This is a genomic window from Pleomorphomonas sp. JP5, from assembly GCF_023721815.1.
GTDB lineage: Bacteria > Pseudomonadota > Alphaproteobacteria > Rhizobiales > Pleomorphomonadaceae > Pleomorphomonas.
Genome location: NZ_JAMDLI010000008.1, coordinates 98,528 through 124,994, shown reverse-complemented (window position 1 = coordinate 124,994; position 26,467 = coordinate 98,528). Strand labels below are relative to the sequence as shown.

The 26,467-nt window shown below is 64.8% G+C and carries 17 protein-coding genes; 12 read left to right on the top strand and 5 right to left on the bottom strand.

Features of this window, described 5'->3' with window-relative positions; all coding sequences use genetic code 11:
* The first annotated feature begins 29 nt into the window (after positions 1–29).
* Complete coding sequence (gene cimA / locus M4J40_RS11805; RefSeq protein ID WP_251754361.1) at positions 30–1,634, top strand: citramalate synthase; 1,605 nt, start codon at positions 30–32, stop codon at positions 1,632–1,634.
* A 5-nt stretch (positions 1,635–1,639) separates the two neighbouring features.
* Here cimA and M4J40_RS11800 read toward each other — a convergent pair whose 3' ends face one another.
* Entirely contained in the window at positions 1,640–2,239 is a 600-nt protein-coding gene (locus M4J40_RS11800) for a TIGR00730 family Rossman fold protein (protein WP_251754360.1), read from the bottom strand.
* 429 nt (positions 2,240–2,668) lie between these two features.
* Here M4J40_RS11800 and M4J40_RS11795 point away from each other — a divergent pair, with 429 nt between their 5' ends.
* From M4J40_RS11795 to M4J40_RS11780, 4 genes are all read left to right on the top strand, one after another.
* Positions 2,669–4,267, top strand: a complete 1,599-nt coding sequence (locus tag M4J40_RS11795) for a LysM peptidoglycan-binding domain-containing protein (protein WP_251754359.1) — start codon at positions 2,669–2,671, stop codon at positions 4,265–4,267.
* A 123-nt stretch (positions 4,268–4,390) separates the two neighbouring features.
* Positions 4,391–6,310, top strand: a complete 1,920-nt coding sequence (locus tag M4J40_RS11790; RefSeq protein ID WP_251754358.1) for an ABC transporter ATP-binding protein/permease — start codon at positions 4,391–4,393, stop codon at positions 6,308–6,310.
* Between the two features lie 444 nt (positions 6,311–6,754).
* Positions 6,755–7,789, top strand: a complete 1,035-nt coding sequence (locus M4J40_RS11785) for a putative sulfate exporter family transporter (protein WP_311134119.1) — start codon at positions 6,755–6,757, stop codon at positions 7,787–7,789.
* A 21-nt stretch (positions 7,790–7,810) separates the two neighbouring features.
* Entirely contained in the window at positions 7,811–8,725 is a 915-nt protein-coding gene (locus M4J40_RS11780; RefSeq protein ID WP_251754357.1) for a LysR substrate-binding domain-containing protein, read from the top strand.
* Here M4J40_RS11780 and M4J40_RS11775 read toward each other — a convergent pair.
* On the bottom strand, positions 8,715–8,912 hold the full coding sequence (locus M4J40_RS11775; RefSeq protein ID WP_251754356.1) for a hypothetical protein: 198 nt from the start codon (positions 8,910–8,912) through the stop codon (positions 8,715–8,717). The two genes, M4J40_RS11780 and M4J40_RS11775, sit on opposite strands and share 11 nt — an antisense overlap.
* 390 nt (positions 8,913–9,302) lie before the next feature.
* Between M4J40_RS11775 and M4J40_RS11770 the strand changes: the two genes are divergently transcribed.
* Together M4J40_RS11770 and M4J40_RS11765 are read left to right on the top strand one after the other, a co-directional pair.
* Positions 9,303–9,737, top strand: a complete 435-nt coding sequence (locus M4J40_RS11770) for a DUF1489 family protein (RefSeq protein ID WP_251754355.1) — start codon at positions 9,303–9,305, stop codon at positions 9,735–9,737.
* Positions 9,738–10,232: 495 nt separating this feature from the next.
* Complete coding sequence (locus M4J40_RS11765) at positions 10,233–11,615, top strand: class II 3-deoxy-7-phosphoheptulonate synthase (protein WP_251754354.1); 1,383 nt, start codon at positions 10,233–10,235, stop codon at positions 11,613–11,615.
* Between the two features lie 88 nt (positions 11,616–11,703).
* On the opposite strand, the gene M4J40_RS11760 is transcribed toward M4J40_RS11765, so the two are convergent.
* Entirely contained in the window at positions 11,704–12,975 is a 1,272-nt protein-coding gene (locus M4J40_RS11760) for an NAD(P)/FAD-dependent oxidoreductase (RefSeq protein ID WP_251754353.1), read from the bottom strand.
* Positions 12,976–13,445: 470 nt separating this feature from the next.
* Here M4J40_RS11760 and eno point away from each other — a divergent pair, with 470 nt between their 5' ends.
* The 4 genes from eno (at position 13,446) to M4J40_RS11740 (ending at position 22,978) form a co-directional block, all read left to right on the top strand.
* The gene (gene eno / locus M4J40_RS11755; RefSeq protein ID WP_251754352.1) at positions 13,446–14,723 is read left to right on the top strand and encodes a phosphopyruvate hydratase; all 1,278 of its coding nucleotides are present in this window, start codon (positions 13,446–13,448) and stop codon (positions 14,721–14,723) included.
* Between the two features lie 149 nt (positions 14,724–14,872).
* A complete protein-coding gene (locus tag M4J40_RS11750; protein WP_251754351.1) occupies positions 14,873–15,451 on the top strand; it encodes a DJ-1/PfpI family protein in 579 nt (192 codons plus the stop codon).
* Positions 15,452–15,515: 64 nt separating this feature from the next.
* Positions 15,516–17,357, top strand: coding sequence for a single-stranded-DNA-specific exonuclease RecJ (recJ, locus tag M4J40_RS11745; protein WP_251754350.1), 1,842 nt, complete (start codon positions 15,516–15,518; stop codon positions 17,355–17,357).
* Positions 17,358–17,500: 143 nt separating this feature from the next.
* Positions 17,501–22,978, top strand: coding sequence for an alpha-2-macroglobulin family protein (locus tag M4J40_RS11740; protein WP_251754349.1), 5,478 nt, complete (start codon positions 17,501–17,503; stop codon positions 22,976–22,978).
* Between the two features lie 108 nt (positions 22,979–23,086).
* Here M4J40_RS11740 and M4J40_RS11735 read toward each other — a convergent pair whose 3' ends face one another.
* Positions 23,087–24,244: an iron-containing alcohol dehydrogenase gene (locus tag M4J40_RS11735; RefSeq protein WP_251754348.1), complete on the bottom strand. Its 1,158-nt coding sequence runs from the start codon at positions 24,242–24,244 to the stop codon at positions 23,087–23,089.
* 191 nt (positions 24,245–24,435) lie between these two features.
* On the opposite strand from M4J40_RS11735, the gene M4J40_RS11730 reads away from it, so the two are divergent.
* The gene (locus M4J40_RS11730; protein ID WP_251754347.1) at positions 24,436–25,431 is read left to right on the top strand and encodes an aldo/keto reductase; all 996 of its coding nucleotides are present in this window, start codon (positions 24,436–24,438) and stop codon (positions 25,429–25,431) included.
* Positions 25,432–25,440: 9 nt separating this feature from the next.
* Here M4J40_RS11730 and M4J40_RS11725 read toward each other — a convergent pair whose 3' ends face one another.
* Positions 25,441–26,451 (bottom strand): LLM class flavin-dependent oxidoreductase, encoded by a 1,011-nt coding sequence (locus M4J40_RS11725; RefSeq protein ID WP_251754346.1) that lies wholly within the window; start codon positions 26,449–26,451, stop codon positions 25,441–25,443.
* Positions 26,452–26,467: the final 16 nt, after the last annotated feature.

Genomic DNA, 26,467 nt, shown 5'->3' with positions numbered 1-26,467 from the left:
CTCGCCGATTATCAAATGAGTGCGCGACCATGACGGACAAGGCCCGCCTTTATCTTTACGATACGACGCTGCGTGACGGAGCCCAGACCTCGGGCATCGACTTCTCGGTCGAGGAGAAGATCATCGTCGCGCGCCTTATCGAGGAGCTGGGCCTTTCCTACATTGAGGGCGGCTATCCCGGCGCCAACCCGACCGACGATGCCTTTTTCGCCGAAAAGCGGGTGACGAAGGCGCGCTTTGCCGCCTTCGGCATGACCAAGCGCCCGGGTGTGTCGCTCTCTAACGACCCTGGCGTGGCCGCGCTGCTCGCCGCGCCGGTCGACGCGGTGACATTCGTCGCCAAGTCCTGGGACTATCACGTCGACGTCGCGCTGAAGACGACGCTTGAGGACAACCTCGACTGTATCCGCCAGTCGGTCGAGGCTGCCGTCAAGGCGGGCCGCGAGGCTATCGTCGACTGCGAGCATTTCTTCGACGGCTACAAGGCCAATCCCGATTACGCTCTTGCCTGTGCCCGGACGGCCTTCGAGGCCGGCGCCCGCTGGGTGGTGTTGTGCGACACCAACGGCGGTTCCATGCCGTACGATGTCATGGAAATCGTCACGGCCGTCACGGGGCAGGTCCCCGGCGATCGCCTGGGTATCCACGCCCACGACGACACCGGGCAGGCGGTGGCAAACTCGCTGGCCGCCATCCGTGCCGGAGCACGTCAGGTGCAAGGGACGCTGAACGGTATCGGCGAACGCTGCGGCAACGCCAATCTCACCACCATATTGCCGACGTTGGTTCTGAAGGACGAGTTTGCCGATCGCTACGACACGGGCGTGACCGTGGAGCAGCTGAAGACCCTGACGCAGGTGTCGCGAGCCTTCGACGAGATCATCAACCGCGCTCCCAATCGGCATGCGCCCTATGTCGGCCTGTCGGCCTTCGCCACCAAGGCCGGTATCCATGCATCGGCGATCCTGAAGGATCCGCGCACCTACGAGCACGTCAGCCCCGATAGCGTCGGCAATCGCCGCCGCCTGCTGGTTTCCGATCAGGCCGGCCGATCCAACCTGTTCGCCGAGCTAGACCGGCTCGGCATCGTCTACGCCAAGGACGATCGTCGTCTGACCGGACTGTTGTCGGAGCTCAAGGAGCGCGAGGCGCGCGGCTATTCCTACGAAGCAGCGGACGCCTCCTTCGAGCTGTTGGCCATGCGTCACCTCGGCGGCGTGCCGCATTTCTATGACGTCATCTCCTATCGCACCATGGTGGAAAGCCGCATCAACGCCATGGGCGAGCGGGTGGTCGTCACGGAAGCGGTGGTGAAGGTGAAGGTGGACGACGAGATCCTGATGTCGGTGGCCGAGGGCAACGGTCCCGTCAATGCTCTCGATCAGGCGCTTCGCAAGGACATCGGCAAGTACCAGACCGAGATCGCGGCCCTGGAACTGGTCGACTACAAGGTGCGTATCCTCAACGGCGGCACGGGCGCCGTGACGCGCGTGTTGATCGAAAGTCTCGACCGCGCCACGGGGCGTCGCTGGTCCACGGTAGGCGTATCGGCGAACATCGTCGAGGCGTCATTCGAGGCGCTCGACGACTCGATCACCTACAAGCTCCTGAAGAACGGCCACGCCGGCGCCTGAGACGACTACATCTTGGCGATGGTCTCGGCGTCTCCGGCGACCCCGCCGTTTGAGCCGGCCGCCGCGAGCACGGTGGGCAGGATGTCGACGGCGCTCCGTGCCACATGATACCGCACATCGAAGCCCTCGCGGATGAAGGCTTGCCGGTTCATGTGGTCGATCAGGCCGACCAGCGGCTGCCAGAAACCATCGATGTCGGCGAGAACGATCGGCTTCTTGTGCTGTCCGAGCTGCGCCCAGGTGAGTTGCTCGACCACTTCTTCCAGCGTACCGATGCCGCCGGGCAGCGTCACGAAGGCGTCGGCCGCCTCGAACATCATGCGCTTGCGGGTATGCATGTCGGGAACGACGTGCAACTCGTCGACACCGTCGAGCATTCGCTCGCGGCTCACCAGAAACTCCGGAATGATGCCGGTCACCTGGCCGCCGGCAGCCATCACCGCGCGAGCGGTCGCCCCCATCAGGCCGACATTGCCGCCGCCATAGACGAGGCGGATGCCGTGCGCGGCCATGTCGGCGCCCAGACGCTCGGCGGCAGCCACATAGGCAGGGTTGCGACCATTTGCCGAGCCGCAGAACACACAGATACTCTTGATTTCAGTCATGTCTTTCTTGTCGCACCGCTGCGTCGCGGCCGTCAAGCGTCTGGTTTCGCCCAGCGAACCACCATCAGGTCACGAAGCCAGTCCCAGTCGATGGGCCGACAAGGTGCGCCCAAAAGTGCGGCTTTCTTGCATCGGTTCCACTGGAATCTGTTGTACCCTCAGGTCCTGGGAAACCTGTAGGCTGCCGTACTTGTGAGCCTAACCATATGAGTATAAAGCATGAAAAAATCCTCCGTGCCATGAATTGGCGCAGCTGAGGCACAAGAGTCGCCTTGATGGTAACTCAATTCATTGTGTTCGATTGGTCGCGACTCGGTGGATCATCGGTCGTGACTGTCGTTGGAAGGTGGATCGACCGGCGAGTGTCATTCGGTGGTTGGTCGATGCGGTTGTTTTTGTCGGCGTGGCCGATGGGGGCGTGGACGGGTGATGAACAAGAAACTTCGCACTATTCTGATCGGCGCCGTCGGCGTAATCGTCGTTCTTCTGGCCGGTCTGTTTTCAGGCGCGCTTGATGGCGTGCTACGTCAGCTCAACATTCAGCTCGCCGGCCATCCTGCAAGCGTGGCCGAGACCGTCGCCTCGAGTGATGTCGTCGCAACGCCCGCGCCCGCAAAGTCCGATGCCCCGGCGGCCGCTGCTGCCAGTCCCGCCGAAACGGTTGTCCCGATTTTCGACCTTGTTCGCGTCGAGCCCACGGGCGATGCGGTCATCGCCGGCCGAAGCGATCCGGACGCCAAGGTTGAGATTCTCTCGGGCAAGGATGTCGTCGCCAACGGCAAGGCCAACGATACCGGCTCCTGGGCGATCGTTCTCGCCGATCCGCTGAAGCCCGGCGCTCACGACCTTTCGGTTCGCGTGGTCGGCAAGGACGGCAAGGTCGCCTCCTCCGAGCAGTCGGTGGCCGTCTCCGTGCCGGAGGGGGGCAATGGCGACGTGTTGGTGGTCTTGAACCAGCCTGGATCGCCGTCCACAGTTCTTCAGGTTCCTGGACTCGAAGAAGCGCAGGCCAAGCTGGCCGACGCCGGTGTCGAACCCGCCGAGGCTTCCGACACCCAGCAAGTCGCCGCCGCAGAAGCTCCGATCGCTGCGCCCACACCCGCCGTCGAACCTCCGACATCGGCCAGCGCCACGGCGACGGCGACGGCCGGAAACGAGACGACGCCGGCAACTACCGCCCAGCCCGCCGAGCCCATTACCACCGAACCCGCTGCGACACCGGATGTCCAGCCGGCAACGGTCGAGATTCCCGCTCCGCCGGCCGACATGCTGGCTGCGGCCGGGACGCCCGGCGTGACACCCTCGACCGAAGCTCCTGCGACCGCAACAGCGCAGGCCGAACCTCCTGTGGCCGATACGCCAGCGGCCCCCGCTGCCGACAGCACCGCGGTGGCGTCCGAAAAGCCTGCGGAGGCGGCGCCGACTGCTCCTGTCGCCGAGCCCGCCGCCGCGCCTGCTCCGGCTCCCGAGGCCGCGCCAGCGGCAACCTCGGCTTCGGCCGTCACGATCGACGCCGTCGAACTCGAGAACGGCAATCGCTTCTACGCCGCCGGCTCCGCCGCGAATGGCGCGGTCATCAGGCTCTATGTCGACGACAAGGTGCTCGGTGACACCAAGGCCGAGAAGGGGCGTTGGCTTTACCAGGGCAAAGTCGAGCTTGCGCCCGGACAGCACCTCGTTCGCATCGACCAGATTGGGACCAATGGCGCGGTTATCGCTCGTGCCGAGGTGCCCTTCCAGATTGCCGAGGATGGCATTTCTGCCCCGACGTTGGCCTCAGGCGTCGGCTCGGCCCAGGCAGGAGCCGGGTCGGCTGGCGAAGCCAGGCCGGCGGAGCCGACAACCCTGATCATTCGTCGTGGCGATAATCTCTGGATGATTGCCAAGCGCTTGTACGGAAACGGGATTCGCTACTCGACGATCTATCAGGCGAACACCGATCAGATCCGCAATCCCGACCTGATCTATCCAGGCCAAGTGTTCGTGATCCCGGAGAGCGACGCCGCCTGGAGACCGATCGGTCAGTAACAATCCCGCCATCGCGCGCTCTGACCATGGCACGCGGTGGAAAAAGAGACTATCTCAGTGACGGCATGCCGCCCGGCGCGTTCGCGTCGGGCGGTTTTTTGAACAACGCGTTTCCGGTGGACCATGAGCGAAGTCGATCCCCGTGCCGACGGCAAGGCCAAGATCAGCGGCGACAAGTCGTTGTTGTCGACCCTGTTCCAGCTATGGCCCTACATGTGGCCTGAAGGGCGCGCCGACCTCAGGATGCGGGTCGTTCTGTCCATGGCGGCTCTCGTGCTCGCCAAGGTGATCACCGTTCTCGTTCCCTATCTCTACGCCTTCGCCACCGATGCGCTGGCGCCGAAAGCGAACGTGCCCGAACCGACGTTGATGTGGCTCACCTATCCGGTAGCCATGGTCGTGGCCTACAACGTCGGCCGCATATTGATGAACGGTTTCAACAATCTGCGCGACGCGCTGTTCTCCAACGTCAGCCAGTATGCTGTCCGTCGTCTTGCCAACCTGACCTTCGCCCACATGCACCGCCTGTCGCTGCGTTTTCATCTGCAGCGTCGCACCGGCGGTCTCACCCGCGTCATCGATCGTGGCGTCAAGGGTATCGAGTCCATCGTTCGCTTCACCATTCTCAACGCCATGCCGACGGTGCTGGAGTTCGGGCTGTCGGCGATCGTGATCGTGTTGAACTTCGGCCTCAGCTACCTGCTGGTGATCGGGGTCACCATCTGGCTCTACGTCTGGTTCTCCATTCGCTACTCGGACAAGCGAATCGCCATTCGTCGCCGCATGAACGACAGCGACAACGACGCCAATACCAAGTCGGTCGACAGCCTCCTGAACTTCGAGACGGTGAAGTATTTCGGCAACGAGAAGATGGAGGCGGCCCGTTTCGATGTGGCCATGGAGCGTTACGAGGCGGCCGCCAACGAAACCTGGTACTCGCTGTCCTGGCTCAACATGGGGCAGGCGGTGATCTTCACCGTTGGTGTCGCGTTTTGCATGGTGATGTCGGCGCATGAAGTCGTGGCCGGAACGCAGTCGCTCGGTGACTTCGTGCTGCTTAATACCCTCTTGATGCAGCTCGGCATTCCGCTCAACTTCATCGGCTTCATGTATCGCGAGATCCGTCAGGGCGTGACCGACCTGGAGCAGATGTTCGACCTTCTGGAAGAGCCGGCCGAGATTGTCGATGCACCGAATGCCACCCGGCTCGACGTGCGGGGCGGGGCGGTTCGTTTCGAAGACGTTCGCTTCGCCTACGATCCCGATCGGCAGATCTTGAAGGGTATCAGCTTCGAGATCCCGGCCGGAAAGACGGTGGCCGTGGTCGGTCCCTCCGGAGCCGGCAAATCGACCCTGTCGCGCCTTCTGTTCCGATTCTACGATGTCACCGCCGGCCGGATCACCATCGATGGCCAGGACGTTCGTGAGGTGACGCAGGAGTCCTTGCGCGCCGCCATCGGCATGGTTCCTCAGGATACCGTGCTGTTCAACGACACCATCTTCTACAACATCCGCTATGGTCGTCCGGACGCCGACCCCGAGGAGGTGCGCGAGGCGGCGCGTCAGGCCCGCATCGCCCATTTCGTCGAAGGACTGCCGGGCGGCTATGATACCCCGGTCGGCGAGCGCGGCCTCAAGCTGTCCGGTGGAGAGAAGCAGCGCGTCGCCATAGCCCGCACCATTCTGAAATCCCCGCCGATCCTGATTCTCGACGAGGCCACCTCGGCACTCGACACCAACACCGAGCGCGAGATCCAGGCCGAGCTCGATCGCGTGGCCGAGGGACGGACGACCATGGTCATCGCCCATCGCCTGTCGACCGTGGTCAACGCCGACGAGATCATCGTGCTGGAAAAGGGGCGGATCGCCGAGCGTGGCTCGCATGCCGAACTGATCGACAAGGGCGGGCTCTACGCCACCATGTGGGCGCGCCAGCGCGAGGCCGACGAAGCGGAGGCGCGGCTGGCCCGCGTCAAGGCCGAGGACGATCTTGGTATCCTTGGGCACGGCAGCAAGACTGAGCGTGAGGACCAGCCGACCTGAGTTGGCTTACTCCCAATAGCCTGCGGGCACGTTGCGTGCACGGCCATCGCCCATCCGGCCGCCGCCTCTTCCCGGCCCTTGCCAGGATGCCGGCGAGGGCGCCGAGTAGCCAAACATCGCCGCTGTCCTGTAAGGCATCGTCGTGACCCATCGGCCGACCGAGGGGAATGCGGCGATGACCAGGATCGTGACCGCGACGCCTACCAAAAAGCCTTTCATGGCTACCCCCTGATCCGATTGCTTCGATGGGGCAAGCCTAGATCCCTTCGAGGCCGAACATTCAGGCGAAAGGGTCGCAAACTGTCGGAAAGTGTATCGCTCTCGATCCGCCTCGCGTGAATCGTTCGATTCAAACGAACGGTTCGTGCATGACAATGCGTTGGTTTGCGATGAACTCTTGCGCGATAGGACGTCCGTAACGATGGATGCCTGAGCAAGAGAAAAATGTTTCAACAATCGGCCGAGTTATCGAAACCCGTTTCCTTCTTCACCCAGCAAGGCGCCGTTGTCCGCGCAATGCCCGGCATCGTCGCCTGCGCGGCGGTCGCCGGCATTGCCTACGGGCTGAGGATGCTACCCGGCGTCCATGACTTTAGCCCGATGATCATCGCGATCGCGCTCGGTATCCTGATCCGCAACACCGTGGGCACGCATTCGGCGCTGACCGCGGGTATCGGCTTTTCGATGCGCCGCCTGCTGCGGCTTGCCATCATTCTGCTCGGCGTCCAACTCACCTTCGGGCAGGTGGCGGAGACAGGGTTGAGGGGCGTCGGCGTCATTCTCGCCGTCGTTGCCTCCACCTTCCTGTTCACGCTGGCGGTTGGGCGGCTGTTGGGGGCCGATCCGCGTCTCACACGGCTGATCGCGGCGGGAACGTCGATCTGTGGCGCATCGGCCGTCGCCGCGGCGAACTCCGTCGTCGACGCCCATGACGAGGATGTCTCCTACGCCGTCGCCTGCGTCACCGTGTTCGGCTCCATTGCCATGTTCGCCTATCCGCTGCTGCAGGGCGTCATCGGGCTGAGCACGCGGGACTATGGTCTCTGGGCCGGTTCGTCCATTCACGAGATCGCCCAGGTCGTGGCGGCGACGTTTGCCATCGGCCGCGAGGCCGGCGATTTTGGCACCGTCGCCAAGCTGACGAGGGTCATGACCCTGGCGCCGATGGTCTTTGCGATGGCTGCGTTCCTTCCCTCTCTCGGCGAAGTTGGCTCGGAACGGCCGAAAGCTCCCCTGCCGCTGTTCGTGCTTGGCTTCATCGCCCTCGTTGCCGTCAACAGCGTCGTCGCCATCCCCTCCTCGCTGAAGGCGGAAACCAGCGTCGTCAGCACATTTCTGCTGACCATGGCGCTTGCCGCCATGGGGCTCGAGACCAGCGTCGCCAAGCTGAAGGCAAAGGGCCTGAAGCCGGCCCTGACCGGCGCCATCGCCAGTGTTTTCATTGCCAGCCTGAGCCTGATCTTGATAAGGCTGACCTGACCCTTCCGAACGCGGCCCTCAATGACCCTCGAACAGCTTCGCATCTTCGTTGCCGTCGCCGAGCGCGAACACGTCACTCAGGCCGCGCACGATCTTCATCTGACGCAGTCGGCCGTCAGCGCGGCCATCACCGCGCTGGAAGGCCGCTATGCGATCAAGCTGTTCGACCGCATCGGTCGCCGTATCGCGTTGACCGACGCCGGCCGCACGTTCCTGGAAGAGGCGAGGGCGATCCTGATCCGCGCAACCGATGGCGAAGCGGTGCTGTCCGATCTTGCCGATTTCCGGCGCGGCGAGTTGGCGATCGCTGCCAGCCAGACCATTGGCACCTACTGGCTGCCCCGCGTCATCCAGACGTTCAGGGTCAGCTATCCGGGAATCAGGGTGACGCTCGAGCTCGGCAACACCGAGTTCGTCGCCGGGCGGTTGCGCGACGGCGCCGCGCTCATCGGGTTCGTCGAGGGGCCGGTGGACGAGCCGAGCCTCGCCGTGGACACACTGTTCGAGGACGAACTCGTCCTGGTGACGGCCCCAGACGATCCCTGGCTGGCCACTGCCGGCAGCATGAGCGATCGCCTCCGGACGGCACGATGGGTGCTGCGCGAGAAGGGCTCCGGTACCCGCGTCGCGCTGGAACAAGCCCTCGCTCATTACGGTCTGTCGGCCGACGATGTCGACGTGGCGCTGGAACTGCCGTCGAACGAGACGGTTCGCGTCGCCGTCGAAGCGGGTGGAGGCGTCACGGTTCTATCGCACATGGTCGTTGGCGGCGCGCTGGCGGGCGGAACGCTGGCACAGGTGGAGACGCCGCTGCCGGGCCGCAGCTTTCACGCCCTTCGTCACCGAGAGCGCTATTTCGGCAGGGCGGCGGCGGCTTTCGTAGAGCTTGCTCGGTCCGGCCCCTTTTGTGCGGACTTGTCGCTGCCTACACGCTGATGTCGACCAGAAGGCCGACGCCTTTGCCGACGGCGGCCTGTGGCGTCTTGGACGCTACGGGCTGGACTTTCAGGAGCGAGTCGCGGTCGCCGTCCGGCTCCCGCTCATACGGTTTGCTCTCGGCGCTCGCGGTTTGGCGCATGACGGTGGAGATCTGGCTGCTCTGGGTGGCGCTTCCAATGTTCATTGTCGGCCTCCTGGCACGGTCACGCAGTTCGCCTTTCATGGACTGCCATACGTAATATGACGCTACCTCCTTGCCGCATTAAGAGTGGAGATATGAAAAACATCAGTGGTTTTAAGGTGTTGCAAAAGGCCGGTTAATCGCCCTGTGGAAACGGACGATCCCTTGCGGTTTCCGGTTACGCCAATGGTCGATATCCGGCGCAACGGAGGCACCCGGCGCCTCCCGCGGCGCGACCGACGGAAGGCCCAGCATGCTTGGGGATGGCTCTGCGTCCGACGACTTGCCGCATACTGGAGGCTCTCGGGCGTTCGTCTTGCTCGCGATCACTTGTCTCGCCCGAGACGGAGAACCATGATAGGCGGAACGGATACCGCGTTTTGGAAGTCAGGAATGCCGCTTCACATCATCAAGCTTTGCGTCGGCGTCGAGGCGGTCGAGGAGCTCGACCAGTGGTATCGCGAGGAAGTGCTGATCCACGCCGCTCGCGGCGAAGCCTATGAGCGCATCCATGTCACCCGCATGTTCCCGAAGCGGGTCGATGAAATCCTCGACGGCGGCTCGCTTTACTGGGTGATCAAGGGAATCGTTCAGGTTCGCCAGCGCATCCTCGATCTGCGTCCCATACGAGGCGGCGACGGCATCGAGCGGTGCGGCATTGTGCTTGATCCCGAACTGCATCGCACCGAGTACAAGCCTTGTCGCGCCTTCCAGGGCTGGCGTTACCTCGTCGACAAGGAAGCCCCAGCCGACATCCGGCAGTCGGAAATCGACGGCGATATTCCCGAGGGCATGCGCCGGGCGCTGCGGGAACTGGCGCTGATCTGACTCTCCCTTGGTCGGACTCGGCGCGATTTTGCTTGACGTCATCAGCCTGCGATGGTTTTTGTCCACCAACTTCGCTTCAGCAACTTTTGCCGAAGCGCCTTGTCGGACGATATCCATGTTGCGCGTTCAGCACATTCGGACATCCTTGATCGCTCCGCTTTCGCGGAACGCGGTTCCGACTTCCTACGGCTTTATGGGCTTTTATGCGTGGCATGCCTCTTCGGCGTGGCCGGTTCCGCAGCTGTCTGACTGACAGGCCCAGCGCGAGAACGAGCCCCGCCGAAAGGCGGGGTTTTTGCATTTGTGGCTTCGTGATCGCCCGCATCCGACCCTCGCGTCGGACAGGGTGAAGCGGACCACCGCCTTCCGCACCACCCAGCTGCGCGTCGCGCATTAGTGGTGGTGCTTCACCGGCGCCTCATGTAAAAGGCGCCAAATCCGGACTGCTCCGCGGCGGTTTTCGCGGAGCGACGCATCGAGAAGAAGAGTCGCGTCATGCCCTCCACCTGGAAGCCCGATTCCTGGCGTGCCCTGCCCATCGAGCAGGTGCCCGATTATCCCGACATGGCGGCGCTCGCCGCCGTCGAGGCGCGTCTCGCGAGCTATCCCCCGCTGGTGTTTGCCGGTGAGGCCCGCAAGCTCAAGAAGTCGCTCGCCAAGGTGGCCGCAGGCGAAGCCTTCCTGTTGCAGGGCGGCGATTGCGCCGAGAGTTTCGCCGAGCATGGCGCCGACAACATCCGCGACTTCTTCCGCGTCTTCCTGCAGATGGCGGTGGTTCTGACCTACGGCGCCGCGCAGCCGGTGGTGAAGGTTGGCCGCATCGCTGGCCAGTTCGCCAAGCCGCGTTCCAAGTCGACCGAAACCATCGAAGGCGTCGAGCTGCCGTCCTACCGTGGCGACATCATCAACGGCATGGAGTTCACGCCGGAAGCGCGAATTCCCGATCCGCAGCGCCAGGAGATGGCCTATCGCCAGTCGGCGGCGACGCTGAATCTGCTGCGCGCCTTCGCCGGTGGCGGCTACGCCAACCTCGACAACGTCCACAAGTGGACGCTTGGCTTCGTCAAGGGAACGCAGTCGTCGCGCTACCAGGAATATGCCGATCGCATCACCGAAAGCCTCGCTTTCATGCGGGCCTGCGGCATCCATCCCGAAACTGTCTCCGAGATGCGGACGACCGACTTCTACACCAGCCACGAGGCGCTGCTTCTCGGCTATGAGCAGGCGTTGACCCGCATCGACTCCACCACGGGCGACTGGTACGGCACGTCCGGCCACATGATCTGGATCGGCGATCGTACGCGCCAGCCCGGCCATGCGCATATGGAATACTGCCGCGGCATCAAGAACCCGATCGGCCTGAAGTGCGGCCCCTCACTGGCGCCTGACGAGTTGATCCGTCTGATCGATACGCTGAATCCGGACAACGAGCCGGGCCGGCTGACGCTGATCACCCGCTACGGCGCCGACAAGGTGGAAGATCATTTGCCCGGTCTCATTCGGGCGGTCCAGAGCGAAGGCCGTTCCGTGGTCTGGTCCTGCGATCCGATGCATGGCAACACCATCACGCTCAACTCCTACAAGACGCGGCCATTCGACCGCATCCTGAAGGAAGTTGGCGCGTTCTTCGACGTGCACGCCGCCGAGGGCACCCATCCCGGTGGCATCCACATCGAGATGACCGGGCGCGATGTCACCGAATGCACCGGTGGCGCCGTTGCCATCTCCGGTGAACAGCTTTCGGATCGCTACCACAGCCACTGCGACCCGCGCCTCAACGCCGATCAGGCGCTTGAGCTTGCCTTCCTGGTCGCCGAGCGCATCAAGAAGACGCGCGAGGGCCGCGAGCCCATGGAATGGGCGATCGCCGGCGAGTGAGAGAGCCATTCGAAGTGAGTTGAACGAGGAAAAGGCGCTCCGGAAGGGGCGCCTTTTGCATTGTGGAGCGACTGTCGGCTCAACTGCCTCAGCGGCCGTTCTCGTCTTTCAGCGTTTCCTTCTGGGTGATGAGACGGGCCGAATGCTGGCCGGACATGAAGATCCACAGCCAGCTCCAGGCCACGGCGAAGCGGCTGCGCGTTCCGATCAGGAAGTAGATGTGGGCGATACCCCACACCCACCAGGCAATGGCGCCCTTCAGCTTGATCCGGCCGAAATCGACCACGGCGGCACTGCGACCGATGGTCGCCAGGTTGCCCTGATGGCGGTAGACGAACGGGCCAGGCGCCGGCTTGCCGGCGAGGCGGTTCCGAATGATCTTCGCCACGTGGGCGCCTTGCTGCTTGGCGGCCGGCGCCACGCCCGGCACCGGCTTGCCATCGGTCGTCGTCACCGATGCCGTGTCGCCGATCACGAAGATGTCGGGTGCGCCGGGAACGGTAAGGTCGCTCTCGACGACAGTACGCCCGGCCCGATCGGCAGGCACACCTAGCCACTCGGCAGCGCGCGACGCCTGCACCCCGGCTGCCCACAACACCGTTCTTGCCGGCACGAACTCCTCGCCGATGCGCACCCCATCCGCCGAAATGTCGGTTACGGGCACGCCGGTTCGCACGGTGACGCCGAGCTTCTCAAGGGCTTTCGCGCCGTAGTCGGACATGTCGGGCGTGAACACCGGCAGGATGCGCGGTCCCGCTTCGATCAGCAGGATGCGGGCGCTGCGCGTATCGATCGAGCGGAACTCGTCGACCAGCGTACGGTGGGCCAGCTCGGCGATGATGCCTGCAAGCTCGACGCCGGTCGGACCGCCACCGATGATGGCGAAGGTGAGCAGCGCCTGCCTCTTCTCAGGATTGGTCTCCAGCTCGGCCCGCTCGAAGGCCAGAAGCACGCGCCGGCGAATTGTGGTGGCGTCCTCCAGCGTCTTGAGCCCCGGCGCGAAGGCCTCCCACTCGTCGTGGCCGAAATAGGCGTGGCGGGCGCCGGTGGCCAGCACCAGCGTGTCGTAGGCAATGGCGCTGCCGTCCCTCAGCTGCACGGTCTTTTCCTGCCGATCGACGCCGGTGACATGGCCCAGAATCGTCTTCACCTCCGGGCGATCTCTGAACAGGCGCCGCACCGGCCAGGCGATTTCCGACGTGGCCAGAAGCGTGGTGGCCACCTGATAGAGCAGGGGCTGGAACAGATGGTGGTTGCGCCGGTCGATCAGCGTGATGTCGACGGGCGCCCCCTTGAGATCGAGCACGAGTTGCAGTCCGGCGAACCCGCTTCCCACGACGACGACGCGATGACTGGTCATGAAGCTCTCCGACTGTCGTGACGATGAACCCGGTGACGGGCGTGAAGTGTCAAACATGGCCGAGGGCATTTCGAGGTCAAGAAATATCGCCTTCAACTCATTGTAAGTTCGCCTGAAAGTCGACGAAAGACGGCCAAACGACGGGGCGGGAGGCTGATACTTTCCAGCCAACAAGACCAAAGTCGCGTCTTTTGTCGGGAAAGTCGCGGGCAAGGAGGGGAGCGAACAAGCGCCTTTTGCGCCCCGGACGCCTGAAAAACCGAGCGATCTCTTCCAATCCAGCGCCGAAAAGGGTCTTCTGGACATGGCCGGAGAGTCGATTCGAGCCGCCGTCAAACGGTTCACCTAAACCAATTACAATCTTGACATCCGTGCCAGTTCGCATCTTTGCAGCGTCACACTGACGGTCTATAGAACGCTCGGGTTCTCTGAGGAATTCGACCCCAATCCAACTGGGAGTGCATCGCACAATGACAGCCATCATCGATATCGTCGGTCGCCAGATTTTCGACAGCCGCGGCAACCCCACCGTCGAAGTCGACGTCACCCTGGAAGACGGCTCCTTCGGCCGCGCTGCGGTTCCGTCGGGCGCCTCCACCGGTGCCCATGAGGCCGTCGAGCTGCGCGATGGCGGTTCCCGCTATCTCGGCAAGGGCGTCACCAAGGCCGTCGCCGCCGTCAACGACGAGATCTACAAGGCGGTTGCCGGCATGGATGCCGAAGATCTCCTGGCCATCGACAAGGCCATGATCGAGCTGGACGGCACCCCGAACAAGGCCCGCCTCGGCGCCAACGCCATCCTCGGCGTGTCGCTCGCCGTCGCCAAGGCCGCTGCCGAGGCCGCCGGCCTGCCGCTCTACCGCTACGTCGGTGGCCCGAACGCCCACATCCTGCCGGTTCCGATGATGAACATCGTCAACGGCGGCGTTCATGCCGACAATCCGATCGACTTCCAGGAGTTCATGATCCTGCCGGTCGGCGCCGACTCCATCGCCGACGCCGTGCGCATCGGCACCGAGGTGTTCCACACCCTGAAGTCGGGCCTCAAGAAGGCCGGCCACAACACCAACGTCGGTGACGAGGGCGGTTTCGCTCCGAACCTCGGCTCGGCTGTTGAGGCTCTGGACTTCATCGTCGCCTCGATCGAGAAGGCCGGCTTCAAGGCTGGCAAGGACGTCTATCTCGGTCTCGACTGCGCCTCGACCGAGTTCTTCAAGGACGGCGCCTATCACTACGAAGGCGAGGGCAAGGTCCGCTCGATCGATGAGCAGGTCGAGTATCTCGCCAAGCTGGCGTCCGACTACCCGATCATCACCATCGAAGACGGCATGTCCGAGGACGACTGGGCCGGCTGGAAGAAGCTGACCGACAAGATCGGCTCCAAGTGCCAGCTCGTCGGCGACGACCTGTTCGTCACCAACACCGAGCGTCTGGTCAAGGGCATCAAGGCCGGCACGGCCAACTCGATCCTGGTCAAGGTCAACCAGATCGGCTCGCTGTCCGAGACCCTCGACGCCGTCGAGACCGCCCACAAGGCCGGTTACACCGCCGTCATGAGCCACCGCTCGGGCGAGACGGAAGACTCGACGATCGCCGATCTCGCGGTTGCCACCAACTGCGGTCAGATCAAGACCGGTTCGCTGGCCCGTTCGGACAGAATCGCCAAGTACAACCAGCTCATCCGCATCGAGGAAGAGCTGGGCAGCCAGGCCAAGTACGCCGGCCGCAGCGTCGTCAAGGGCGCCTGAGCGCCTTAGGCTTCGACCAGGAAACGAGGAAAGGCCCGGCCCGCGCCGGGCCTTTTCTTTTGAAGGTCCTTCACCTTTCCGGGCTGCTGACACGAAACTGTCGCGTCATAGTCGAAAATGCCGTTGATCACTTACTGAGAGGACTGACCATGACAGCCAAACGGATCGCCATCGTGCTTATCGACGAGTTCGCCGATTGGGAGCACGGGTTGTTCGCCGCGGCCGCCAGGGCCTGGCTCGGTGCCCAGGTCGATCACTACACGCCCGGTGGGCGTGTGGTTCGGTCGATGGGAGGCCTGAGCGTTACGCCGGATGCCCCCCTTGAAACGCTGACGTCGGAGAAGTTCGATGCGTTGGCGGTGATCGGATCGTCCGGTTGGGAAGCCGCCGATGCGCCGGATATCGGCGCCATCATCCGCGAGGCATTGGCGGCTGACAAGCCGGTTGGCGCGATTTGCGGAGCGACGCTTGCCGCTGCTCGTGCCGGCGTTCTGAACAAGCGCCGTCACACCAGCAACGCCGCCGGCTTCCTGCGCGACAATGTGTCGGATTACGACGGAGCGCTCTACGTCGAATCGCCACGCGCCGTGACCGATGCGGGTTTGGTGACCGCTCCGGGTGCCGCGCCATCGAGCTTTGCGACCGAGCTGCTCGGTCTGATTTGGCCAGACCATCCGATGCTCGGCCAACTGGTAGCAATGATTGCTGCCGAACATCGCAGCGCCTGAGAGATCCGCCGCCGCGCGAGTCTGCGGCTTTGCGCGGCGGTGCCGCTTGCTCTATTGAGAAGCGATGATCGCACCTGCCGAATCCGTTCCGCCGACCCTCCCGGCCGGTCGCCGCGCCGTTCTCGGCGTGACCCGTTCCGCGACCGATCGCCCCTGGCGCGATCGGCTCGACACGCGCGGCAGCGCGCTCGCTCGTCAGATCGCCCAGGAGGTCGGGCTGCCGGACGTCGTATCGCGGCTGCTCGCCGCCCGCGACGTGCCGGCCGAGGCGGCTGACGCCTATCTCAATCCTCAGATTCGCACGCTACTACCCGATCCATCGCTATTCACCGATATGGAACCCGCTGCCGGTCGAATCGCCGACGCCGTCGAGAAGGGCGAGAAGGTCGCCGTCTTCGGCGACTATGACGTCGACGGCGCCACGTCGGTCGCGGTCTTCGTCCGCTATCTGCGCAGCCAGGGGCTCGATCCCTCCATCTACATTCCGGACCGCCTCGTCGATGGCTACGGTCCCAATCCGCGCGCCGTTGGCGAGTTGGCCGCCGGTGGCGCTACGCTGCTCGTGACGCTCGACTGCGGCACGTCCAGTTTCGAAGCCTTCGCGGAAGCAGGACGGCTCGGGCTGGATGTCGTTGCCCTCGATCACCACCAGGCCGGCGTCGAGCTGCCTCCGACGCTGGCGCTGGTCAATCCCAACCGGCAGGACGACCTCTCCGGCCACGGCCATCTTGCGGCCGTCGGCGTCACCTTCGTCACGCTTGTCGCCGTCAATCGCGAGCTCAGGCGGCGGGGATGGTTCGACCGACAGGGCACGACGCCCCCCGATCTCTTGGCGCTGCTCGATCTCGTGGCGCTCGGCACTATTTGCGACGTGGTGCCGCTCATCGGCCTCAACCGGGCCTTCGTCGTCAAGGGCCTGTCCGTTTTGAGAGCACGCGGCAACCGTGGCCTTGCTGCGCTCGCCGACGTGGTCAAGCTCAACGGGCCGCCAACGCCCTACAATCTTGCCTTCATGCTGGGGCCACGCATCAATGCCGGCGGCCGCATCGGCGACAGCGGTCTCGGTGCGCGTCTGCTGACCTCCGACGATCATGTGGCGGCCGGCCGCATCGCCGTCGAGCTCGATCGGCTCAATCGCGAGCGGCAGGCGCTGGAAGCGGAAGCTCTGGACGCGGCCGAACTGATGGTCGTCGCCCGGCTCGGCGGAGACGCGCCGCCGGTCATCGTCGAGGCCTCTGCCGACTGGCATCCCGGCATCGTCGGCCTCGTCGCCGCCCGTCTCAAGGAACGCTACCGCTGTCCGACGTTCGCCATCGCGCTGGACGGAGAGGGAGGGGCGGTCGGCTCGGGCCGCTCGATCGCCGGCATCGATCTTGGCGCCGTGGTGCGCCTTGCGCTCGAACGAGGTCTGATCACCAAGGGCGGCGGGCATGCCATGGCGGCGGGCATTTCACTCCCGGCCGACGGGGTCGACGCCTTCCGGGCCTTCGTGTCGGCGGCTGTGGCCGATGGCGTGGCCATCGCGCGCGCCGCAGAAGCGCTGGAGGTCGACGCCGCCTTGACCGCCGATGGCGCTACACCGGAGCTGATCGAAGCGATTGGGCGGGTCGGCCCCTTCGGATCCGCCCAGCCCGAGCCGCTGTTCGTCTTTCCCTCGCATCGGTTGCTTTATCTCGACACCGCCGGCCGCAACCACCTTCGCCTGACGCTCGCCTCCTCGGCCGGTACTCGGGTCAAGGCCATGGCCTTCCGCGCCGTCGGGCAGCCGCTCGGCGATTTCCTGGCCGCCAACCGGGGCGGCTCGGTCCATATCGCCGGCCATGTCGATCTCGACTGGTGGCAGGGCGCGCCGCGCGTCAACATCCGTGTTGTCGACGCCGCCGATCCTGCGAAGGCCCGCTCCTGACCGTCTCGCAGCGGGAAGACATCGCCTTTGGCCGAGTTGCCGCCGGGCCTGCCTCCGGCTATTGCTGAGGTAGGTGTTTTCATCAAGTCGCCTTTGATTGATGTCATTGTCCGGCCGACTGCCGGTTTCCGAGGGGGATATCCATGGTGTCCGTTCGACGCTTCGCGCGACTTTTCGCGCTCGTGTGTCTTTCGTCCGTGGGGCTGAGCCTCGCCGTGCCGGGCGAAGCGGCCGAGCGACGGGCGGTGATCACCGAGGGCGCCGACTATTTCGGCGAGGACATCGAGACGCTGAAGGGTGTCGAACTCGGCGACTGCGAGGCAGCTTGCGTGGCCGACGAGCACTGCGTTGCCTTCACCTACAACACCAAGGCCCAGTGGTGCTTCAAGAAGGGCACTGTCGGCGATCTGCGCAGTTTCGCCGGAGCCGTGGCTGGCCGGATCGTTTCCTCCGAGGCGACCGACCCGGCCCTTGCTGAAACCCGCCTTGAGGAGCTCGGGTTCATCGGCCAGCGCTACATTGACGAAGCCCGCAAGCTGGAGGGCGCCATTGCCGACGAGCCGGCCGAGGGAAAGCTCGACAGGTTGCTCGCCGCCAGCGACAAGGCGATCGATGCCGGCGACAACCTTCGGGCCGCCGAGAACCTGCGCAAGGCCATCCGCCTCGAACCTGACCGCAACGACCTCTGGTGGCGCTATTCCGACCAGGCGATCCTCGTACCCAATGATAACGACCGCCACAGCACCTTCGTTCGGGAGTCGACAGCCGCAGCCATCAACGCCTATCTGCGCGCATCGGACGCCGACGAACAGGTTGCCGCTCTCAACTCGCTCGCCAACTCCTTCGTGACGCGCGACAACTGGGATCTGGGCATCAAGACGCTGCGGCGTCGCCTCGCGCTCCAGGACGATCCTGACTGGCGCTCGGCCTACGACGACTGGATTGCCCAGCACGGTTTCCGCGTTGCCGACCACTCGGTGGATACCCAGTCGTCGACGCCGCGCATCTGCGTCGCCTTCTCCGATCCGATCGCCCGCAACGATCCGTCGATCACCGGCTACTTCGCCGTGGAAGGCGGCGAGCGGCTTGCGATCGAGGCCGAGGACAACCAGATCTGCGCTGCCGGGGTCGAGTACGGCAACCGCTATCACGTCACTGTCCGCAAGGGGCTGCCCGCCAAGGACGGCGAGGAGGCGCTGAACAAGACCGTCGATCTCGACATTTACGTGCGCGATCGCGATGCGTCGGTTCGCTTCATGGGCAAGGCCTACGTGCTGCCCAAGACGCCGAACGCCACCATTCCCGTCGTCTCCGTCAATGTCGACACGCTCGATGCCCGCGTTCTGAAGATCGGCGATCGCAATCTGGTCAACGCCATCGGCCAGGATCGATTCCTGAGCCAGCTCGACAAGTGGAGCGCCGACGCCGTCGCCGACCGCGAGGGGCGCGAGGTCTGGTCCGGCCAGATCGCCGTCAAGCGCGACACCAATCGCGAAGTGACAACCGCCGTACCCGTGAGCGAACTGGTCAAGACATTGGAGCCCGGCGTCTATGCGCTGGTGGTCCGCGACATCAACAAGAAGGAAGAGTGGTCGGCCGACGCCACGCAATGGTTCGTGGTGTCCGATCTCGGCCTTGCCACCATGACCGGCAACGACGGCATGCATGTGGTGATCCGCGCGCTGAGCGACGCCAAGGCCGTTGCCGGCGTCGATCTCAAGCTGATCGCCAACGACAACGACGTGCTGGGATCGGCGACCACCGACGACCAGGGATACGCTCGTTTCGACGCCGGGCTCGTGAAGGGCACCGGTGGTGCGGCGCCACAGCTTCTGCTGGCGACGAAGGACGGCGACTTCGCCTTCCTCAACCTGCAGAAAGCCGCCTTCGATCTCACTGATCGCGGCGTCGAAGGGCGCGATCCGCCGAAGCCGGTCGACGTCTTCATGTCCACCGAGCGGGGAGTTTATCGGCCCGGCGAGGCCGTGAACCTCACTGTGCTCGCCCGCGATCCGGCAGCGGCGGCCCTGTCCGATGTACCGCTGACGCTGGTGGTGCGCCGTCCCGACGGCAACGAGTTCATTCGCCGGCTCGTCGCCGATGAGGGCGCCGGTGGTCGCGACCTTATCTTCGATCTGCCCGGCGGAGCGCAGCGCGGCACCTGGCGCGCTGCGGCCTATACCGACCCGAAGGCGGCAGCCCTGCAGGAGGTGACCTTCAAGGTCGAGGATTTCCAGCCCGAGCGCATCGACTTCGCGATCAAGACCGACGCCACGCTGTTGCACGTCGGTGAAAGCGTCGACGCCACGCTGCATGCCGACTGGCTTTATGGCGCTCCGGCGGCCAACCTTGCCATCGAGGGCGAGGTTTACGTGACGCCGGCAGCCAACATTCCCTCGGCGCCGGGCTACCGCTTCGGCCTCACGGACGACGACTTCACCTCGGCCGTTCAGGATGTCCAGTCGGATGGAACCGACGAGAACGGCGACGCCGCCATCTCGCTGGCAACGCCGGAGGTCGCCGATACCACCCGACCGTTGCAGGCCGCCGTGCACGTGCGCGTGCTCGACACCAACGGTCGGCCAGTCGAACGGCGCCTGACGCTGCCGGTCTCCACCGGACACGAACGGATCGGCGTGAAGCCGCTGTTCGACGGATCGGTGGAGGAGGGCGGCAATGCCGCCTTCGATGTCGCGGTGCTCGACGCCGACTACGCCAAGATCGGCGCCAAGGATCTGAGCTGGACGCTGTCCCGCGTCCAGACGAACTATCAGTGGTACCAAAGCGACGGTTCCTGGGACTACCACGCCATCAAGACTTCGACCCGTGTCGCCGACGGCAAGCTCGACGTCGAGCCCGGCCAGCCCGCCCGCATCGAGGCGCGCGTCGAGTGGGGCGAGTACCAGCTCACGGTCTCCAGTGCCGATGGCGCGCTCATTCCGGTGTCGACGGGTTTCGAGGCCGGCTGGTATGTGCCGACGACATCGGAGGAAACGCCCGATCTTCTGAAGATCACCCTTGACAAGCCGCGCTACTCGATCGGCGACACGCTGAAGGCGCACATCGAGCCGCGCTTTGCCGGTGTGGCGGTGGTGTCGGTGGTGGACGATCGGCTGATCGCCATGAAGACGGTTGAGGTGCCGGCCGGCGGCTCGACCATCGAACTGCCTGTTACCGCCGACTGGGGACCGGGTGCCTACGTGACGGCGTCTCTGCTCCGCCCGCTGGACATCGCCGAAAAGCGGATGCCGTCGCGTGCGCTCGGCCTTGCCTGGGCCGGCGTCGATCCCGGCGAGCGCCTGCTGGGCGTCGCCATCGATGCGCCGATGGACATGCGGCCGCAGACCGACCTCGACGTCGCCGTGAAGGTCGACGGCGCAAAGGCCGACGAGGACGCCTACGTCACCATCGCGGCCGTCGATGTCGGCATTCTCAACCTCACGGAGTTCAAGGCACCGGCGCCGGAGGACTGGTATTTCGCTCAGCGCCGCCTAGGCATCGAGTTCCGCGACCTCTATGGCCAGCTGATCGACACCACGCTGGGCGCGCTGGGCGAGGTCCGCACCGGCGGCGACGGCGGTGGTATTTCCAAGCTGATGGGGCCGCCTCCCACGGAACGGCTGGTCGCCTTCTTCCAGGGCGTGACCAAGGTCGGCGCCGACGGGTTCGCTCATGCGTCCTTCAAGATGCCGGACTTCAACGGCACGGTGAAGGTCATGGCGATCGCCTGGTCGAAGACCGGCGTCGGCCATGCCTCGCGTGACGTCTTGGTGCGCGACCCGGTGGTGATACAGGCCTCGTTGCCGAACTTCCTCGCACCGGGCGATCGCTCGCGCCTGGCGCTCGATTTCACCCATGTCGAAGGGCCGACGGGCGACTTCTCGCTCGACGTGACGGCGGCCGGCGATCTTGTCGGTGTCGACGAGAAGCTTGCCAAGGCCACGGTCTCCCTGCCCGAAAAGGGCAAGGCTCGCGTGCTGATTCCGATCACCGGCAACGCGGTCGGCGATGAGACGATCACCGCAGCCTTGACCGCGCCTGACGGTACCGTCTTTACCAAGACACTGACACTCGGTGTGCGCGATAACGAACCCGCCGTCACCAGGGTCAGCAACATGTCCCTGAAGCCGGGAAGTGGCGAGCTGAAGTTGACGGCCGATCTGTTCTCGGGTCTCAAGCCGGCGAACGGCGTTGCGACGCTGACGGTCGGTACGGTGGCCGGCATCGACCTGCCGGGCCTTGTCCACGCGCTCGACAAGTACCCCTATGGCTGCTCCGAGCAGATCACCAGCCGCGCATTGCCGCTGGTCTATCTCGACGACGTCATCCTGGCGGCCGGTCTTGCCGGCGAGGCGCCGGTGCGCGAGCGGGTGCAGAAGGCCATCGACGCGCTCCTGGTCAACCAGGGTTCGGACGGCTCGTTCGGTCTCTGGGGGGCCGGCTCGGAAGACCTGTGGCTCAACGCCTATGTCACCGACTTCCTGACCCGCGCCAAGGAGAAGGGCTACACGGTGCCGCCGGTCGCCTACGACATGGCGGTCACCAACCTCAAGAACCGCATCGCTTACGCCTCCGACTTCTCCGATGGTGGCGAGGACGTCGCCTACGCCCTCTATGTGCTGGCCCGCAACGGCCGCGCATCGATCGGGGACTTGCGCTTCTACGCCGAGACCAAGCTGGACTCCTTCGGGACGCCGCTCGCGCGGGCGCAGCTTGGCGCGGCGCTTGCGCTCTATGGCGACAGCCAGAAGGCCTCGGGTGCGTTCCGCTCATCCCTCGACCTGCTTGACGAAGGCAGGGACGGTGCACGCATCTGGCGCGCCGACTACGGCTCGGATCTCCGCGATGGTGCCGCCGTGCTGGCGCTTGCCTCGGAATCGAAGCTGTCCGCCTTCGACTATCAGGGGCTCAGCCGTGAGGTGGGCAAGCTCTACAAGGAGAGCACCTATACCTCGACGCAGGAAAAGGCATGGATGCTACTGGCCGCCCACGCCATGCTGAAGGACGGCATGAAACCGGAACTCGACATTGGCGGTAGCCGCCACGATGGCGTCTTCACGGCGAAATACTCGGTCGACGATGTGGCAAAGGAACTCGCCATCAAGAACGTCGGCAAGTCGGCGGTCGACGCCAAAGTGACGGTCACCGGGATTCCCGAGACGCCGGAACCGGCGGGCGGCAACGGCTATGCGCTGACGCGCAGCTACTACGATCTCGACGGCAACGAGATCGATCCGTCTGCGGTCAAGCTGGGCGACCGCATGGTGGTGGTGCTCGCCGTTACGTCGACGCAGTCCGGCTGGGCGCGCCTCGTGCTGAATGATCCGCTGCCGGCCGGCTTTGCCATCGACAATCCGTCGCTGGTTCGCGCCGGCGACGTGGCGGCGCTCGACTGGCTGGCGCCGCTCGACAACGCGGCGCACACCGAGTACCAGACCGACCGCTTCACCGTGGCCTTCGACCTGAAGGACACCACGGAGTTCCAGTTCGCCTACATGGCCCGCGCCATTGCCCCCGGCAGCTTCAACCTGCCGGCCGCGACGCTCGAGGACATGTACCGTCCGGAACGTCAGGCCCGCACCGACGCCGGCCATGTCGAGGTGATCGGGCCGTTGCAGTGAGCTAAAAAGGGCGGCCGCAGCCGCCCTTTCTGTCATCGAAGTCGAGATCCACCACTTTGTGAAGGATTCCGGCTAGACTGCTGATTCATATTGAGAAGTATTTCTTTCCTAAAGTGCCAGTTCAAGAATCTCGGAGGCAACCTCGGGCGTGACGTCGCGGTGTTCGCCGAGTGGCACCTGCCAGTGCTGGCGCAGCTTGTCCGCCACTTCGGGAATGACGCGAGCGTCGAGCCCATAATCCGCGAGCCGCGTCTTGACGCCCATCGCCTCGAAGAAGCTGCGCGTCCGCTCGATGGCGGCATCGATGCGCTCGTCCTCGCTGCCCGTCGTTATGCCGAACACCCTTTCGGCATATTGAAGCAGCTTTTCCCGCTTCTGCGCGCGCTTCACCTTGAGCAGCGATGGCAACACCACAGCCAGCGTCGCGGCGTGGTCGAGCCCGTAGAGGCCGGTCAACTCGTGGCCGATGCGGTGCGTCGCCCAGTCGCCCGGCACGCCGCGCGACAGGAGGTCGTTGAGCGCCATGGTCGCCGCCCACATCAGGTTGGCGCGGACGGCATAGTTGGTCGGCTCGCTGAGCGCCAACGGACCGTCCTCCATGATGGTCAGCAGCAGTCCCTCGGCAAATCGGTCCTGTACCTTGGCGCCGACCGGATAGGTCAGATACTGCTCCAGCACGTGCATGAAGCTGTCGACGACGCCATTGGCCGTCTGCCGTGGCGGCAGCGAGAAGGTGGTCTCCGGATCGAGCACCGAAAAGCGCGGCATCACATGCACCGAGTTCATCGGCAGCTTGTCCTGCGTGCTGGCGCGGGTGATCACCGCATTGCGGTTCATCTCCGAGCCGGTGGCCGGAAGCGTCATGACGCAGCCGACCGGCAGGGCGGCCCGGACGTTCGTGCCGCGCTCCACGAGAATGTCCCACGGGTCACCCTCGAACAGCGCGGCAGCTGCGACGAATTTGGTGCCGTCGGCCACCGACCCGCCGCCGACGGCGAGAAGGAAGTCGCTCTTCTCTTCACGGGCGAGGTCCGCCACCTTGACCAGCGTCTCGAAATGCGGGTTGGCCTCGATGCCGCCGAACTCGAATACCGTTCGGCCGGCGAGGGCGGTGCGCACCTGATCCATCACGCCGTTCTTCAGCACCGAACCGCCGCCGTAGGTGACGAGCACGCGGGCATCCGCCGGCACTTCCTCGGAGATGCGGGCAATCTGCCCCTTGCCGAAATGAATTCGGGTGGTGTTCCAGTAGGTGAAGCTTTGCATGACGCCCTCGAACGATCTGACATGCCGGTTGTATCGCGGTGCGAGCCCGTCGACAAATCGCCTTTGCCGATGACTTCGGTCTATGCCGCCGATGAGCTTCGGGCGCACGGCTGGCTTGCCCGCACGCGCTGTTTCCATCGACGCCGAACCTGCTAGGGTCGCCGCAAACGACATGGATCGAGGGGATTCCGATGGACTACACCAAGCTCGGCCGTACCGGCCTCGACATATCGCGCATCTGTCTCGGCTGCATGACCTACGGCGTTCCCGAGCGCGGCGCGCATCCCTGGACGATGCCCGAAGACCAGAGCCGGCCTCTCATCAGGCAGGCCATCGAGGCCGGCATCAACTTCTTCGACACGGCCAACAGCTACTCCGACGGCACGTCGGAGGAGATCCTGGGACGGGCGCTCAAGGATTTCGCTCGACGCGACGAGATCGTGCTGGCGACCAAGATCTACTTCCCGCTGGCCTTCAATGAAGCGAAGAAAGTGCCGAACGCCTCGGGTCTTTCCCGCAAGGCCATCTTTGCGGGCATCGACGCCAGCCTGAAGCGGCTCGGCACCGACTACGTCGACCTCTACCAGATCCATCGCTGGGACTATGGCACGCCGATCGAGGAGACCATGGAAGCGCTCCACGACGTGGTGAAGGCCGGCAAGGCTCGCTACATCGGCGCATCGTCGATGTTCGCCTGGCAGTTCGCCAAGGCGCTGCACGTCGCCGAGAGAAACGGCTGGACGCGCTTCGTCACCATGCAGAACCATCTGAACCTGCTCTACCGAGAGGAGGAACGGGAGATGCTGCCGCTCTGCCGCGACGAGGGGATCGGCGTCATTCCCTGGAGCCCTCTGGCGCGCGGTCGCCTGACGCGCGACTGGGACAGCGTCTCCCGCCGTCAGGAACTCGATGCTTTCGGCAAGACGCTCTACAACGGTACCGAGGAGTCCGACCGTCAGGTCGTCGAGGCCGTCGCCTCCATAGCCGCGGCGCGTGGTCTGCCGCGCGCGCAGGTGGCGCTGGCCTGGGTGCTTCAGAAGGCCGAGGTGTCGGCCCCCATCGTCGGCGCGTCGAAGCCCGGTCAGCTTGATGACGCCGTGGCCGCGCTCGATGTTCGGCTGACGGCCGAGGAGATCGCTGCCCTCGAAGGTCCTTATGTGCCGCACGCCGTTGCGGGGTTCAACTGAGGCGGAGCGTCAGAGAACCGCTGCCTTGACGTCGGCCGCCGAGCCGGCTGCCTCGGCAATGAGTGCGATGGACTTCAGCCGCTTGGCGTGGTCGTAGACGTCGGACACCAGCATGATCTCGTCGGCCCCGGTCTCGCCGACGAGATCGTCGAGGCCACGCCGCACCGTTTGCGGCGACCCGACGATCGAACGCGCCAGCATGCGGTCGACGACGGCTTTCTCCTCCGGCGTCCAGAAGCTGTCGATATCGTCGATCGGCGGCTTCGCCAGACTGCGCGCGCCGCGCCGGATGCCGGCGAACGACATCTGCTGCGTCGTGAACAGGCGCCGCGCTTCCTCGTCGCTGTCGGCGGCGATGATGTTGACGCCGACCATGGCATAGGGGCGTTCGAGCGCTGCCGACGGCTTGAAACGGCTGCGGTAGATATCGAGCGCCGGCAGCAGCAGGTCGGGCGCGAAATGTGAGGCGAAGGCATAGGGCAGGCCGAGCTCGGCCGCCAGCATGGCGCCGAAATGGCTCGACCCCAGGATCCAGAGCGGCACGCGCGTTCCGGCGGCGGGCACCGCCTCCAGCCTCTGGCCCTCGGCCGCCGGCTCGAAATAGGCCTGAAGCTCGATGACATCCTCGGGGAAGTTGTCCGACGCTTCGGGCGGTCGACGGATGGCCCGTAGCGTCATTTGATCGGTGCCGGGAGCCCGTCCCAGTCCGAGGTCGATGCGGTCGCCGTAGAGGCGAGCCAGCGTACCGAACTGCTCGGCGATGATATACGGGGCGTGATTGGGCAGCATGATGCCGCCCGCGCCGACGCGGATGGTCGATGTGCCACCGGCAATGTGGGCGATCACGACCGACGTGGCGGCACTGGCGATGCCGCGCATGTTGTGATGCTCGGCAACCCAGATGCGCCGGTAGCCGAGGTTCTCGGCATGGCGGGCAAGGTCGCGGGCGTTGTCGAGCGCGCCCTTCGCATCGGTGTCTTCGGTGACGCGGGCGAGTTCGAGGATCGAAAGCGGCGGCATGGAGGTCTCCGTGCGG

Coding starts and splice junctions, on each gene's coding strand:
- cimA (WP_251754361.1), top strand. CDS start 30: ATGACGGACAAGGCCCGCCTTTATCTTTACGATACGACGCTGCGTGAC.
- M4J40_RS11800 (WP_251754360.1), bottom strand. CDS start 2,239: ATGACTGAAATCAAGAGTATCTGTGTGTTCTGCGGCTCGGCAAATGGT.
- M4J40_RS11795 (WP_251754359.1), top strand. CDS start 2,669: ATGAACAAGAAACTTCGCACTATTCTGATCGGCGCCGTCGGCGTAATC.
- M4J40_RS11790 (WP_251754358.1), top strand. CDS start 4,391: ATGAGCGAAGTCGATCCCCGTGCCGACGGCAAGGCCAAGATCAGCGGC.
- M4J40_RS11785 (WP_311134119.1), top strand. CDS start 6,755: ATGTTTCAACAATCGGCCGAGTTATCGAAACCCGTTTCCTTCTTCACC.
- M4J40_RS11780 (WP_251754357.1), top strand. CDS start 7,811: ATGACCCTCGAACAGCTTCGCATCTTCGTTGCCGTCGCCGAGCGCGAA.
- M4J40_RS11775 (WP_251754356.1), bottom strand. CDS start 8,912: ATGAACATTGGAAGCGCCACCCAGAGCAGCCAGATCTCCACCGTCATG.
- M4J40_RS11770 (WP_251754355.1), top strand. CDS start 9,303: ATGCCGCTTCACATCATCAAGCTTTGCGTCGGCGTCGAGGCGGTCGAG.
- M4J40_RS11765 (WP_251754354.1), top strand. CDS start 10,233: ATGCCCTCCACCTGGAAGCCCGATTCCTGGCGTGCCCTGCCCATCGAG.
- M4J40_RS11760 (WP_251754353.1), bottom strand. CDS start 12,975: ATGACCAGTCATCGCGTCGTCGTCGTGGGAAGCGGGTTCGCCGGACTG.
- eno (WP_251754352.1), top strand. CDS start 13,446: ATGACAGCCATCATCGATATCGTCGGTCGCCAGATTTTCGACAGCCGC.
- M4J40_RS11750 (WP_251754351.1), top strand. CDS start 14,873: ATGACAGCCAAACGGATCGCCATCGTGCTTATCGACGAGTTCGCCGAT.
- recJ (WP_251754350.1), top strand. CDS start 15,516: ATGATCGCACCTGCCGAATCCGTTCCGCCGACCCTCCCGGCCGGTCGC.
- M4J40_RS11740 (WP_251754349.1), top strand. CDS start 17,501: ATGGTGTCCGTTCGACGCTTCGCGCGACTTTTCGCGCTCGTGTGTCTT.
- M4J40_RS11735 (WP_251754348.1), bottom strand. CDS start 24,244: ATGCAAAGCTTCACCTACTGGAACACCACCCGAATTCATTTCGGCAAG.
- M4J40_RS11730 (WP_251754347.1), top strand. CDS start 24,436: ATGGACTACACCAAGCTCGGCCGTACCGGCCTCGACATATCGCGCATC.
- M4J40_RS11725 (WP_251754346.1), bottom strand. CDS start 26,451: ATGCCGCCGCTTTCGATCCTCGAACTCGCCCGCGTCACCGAAGACACC.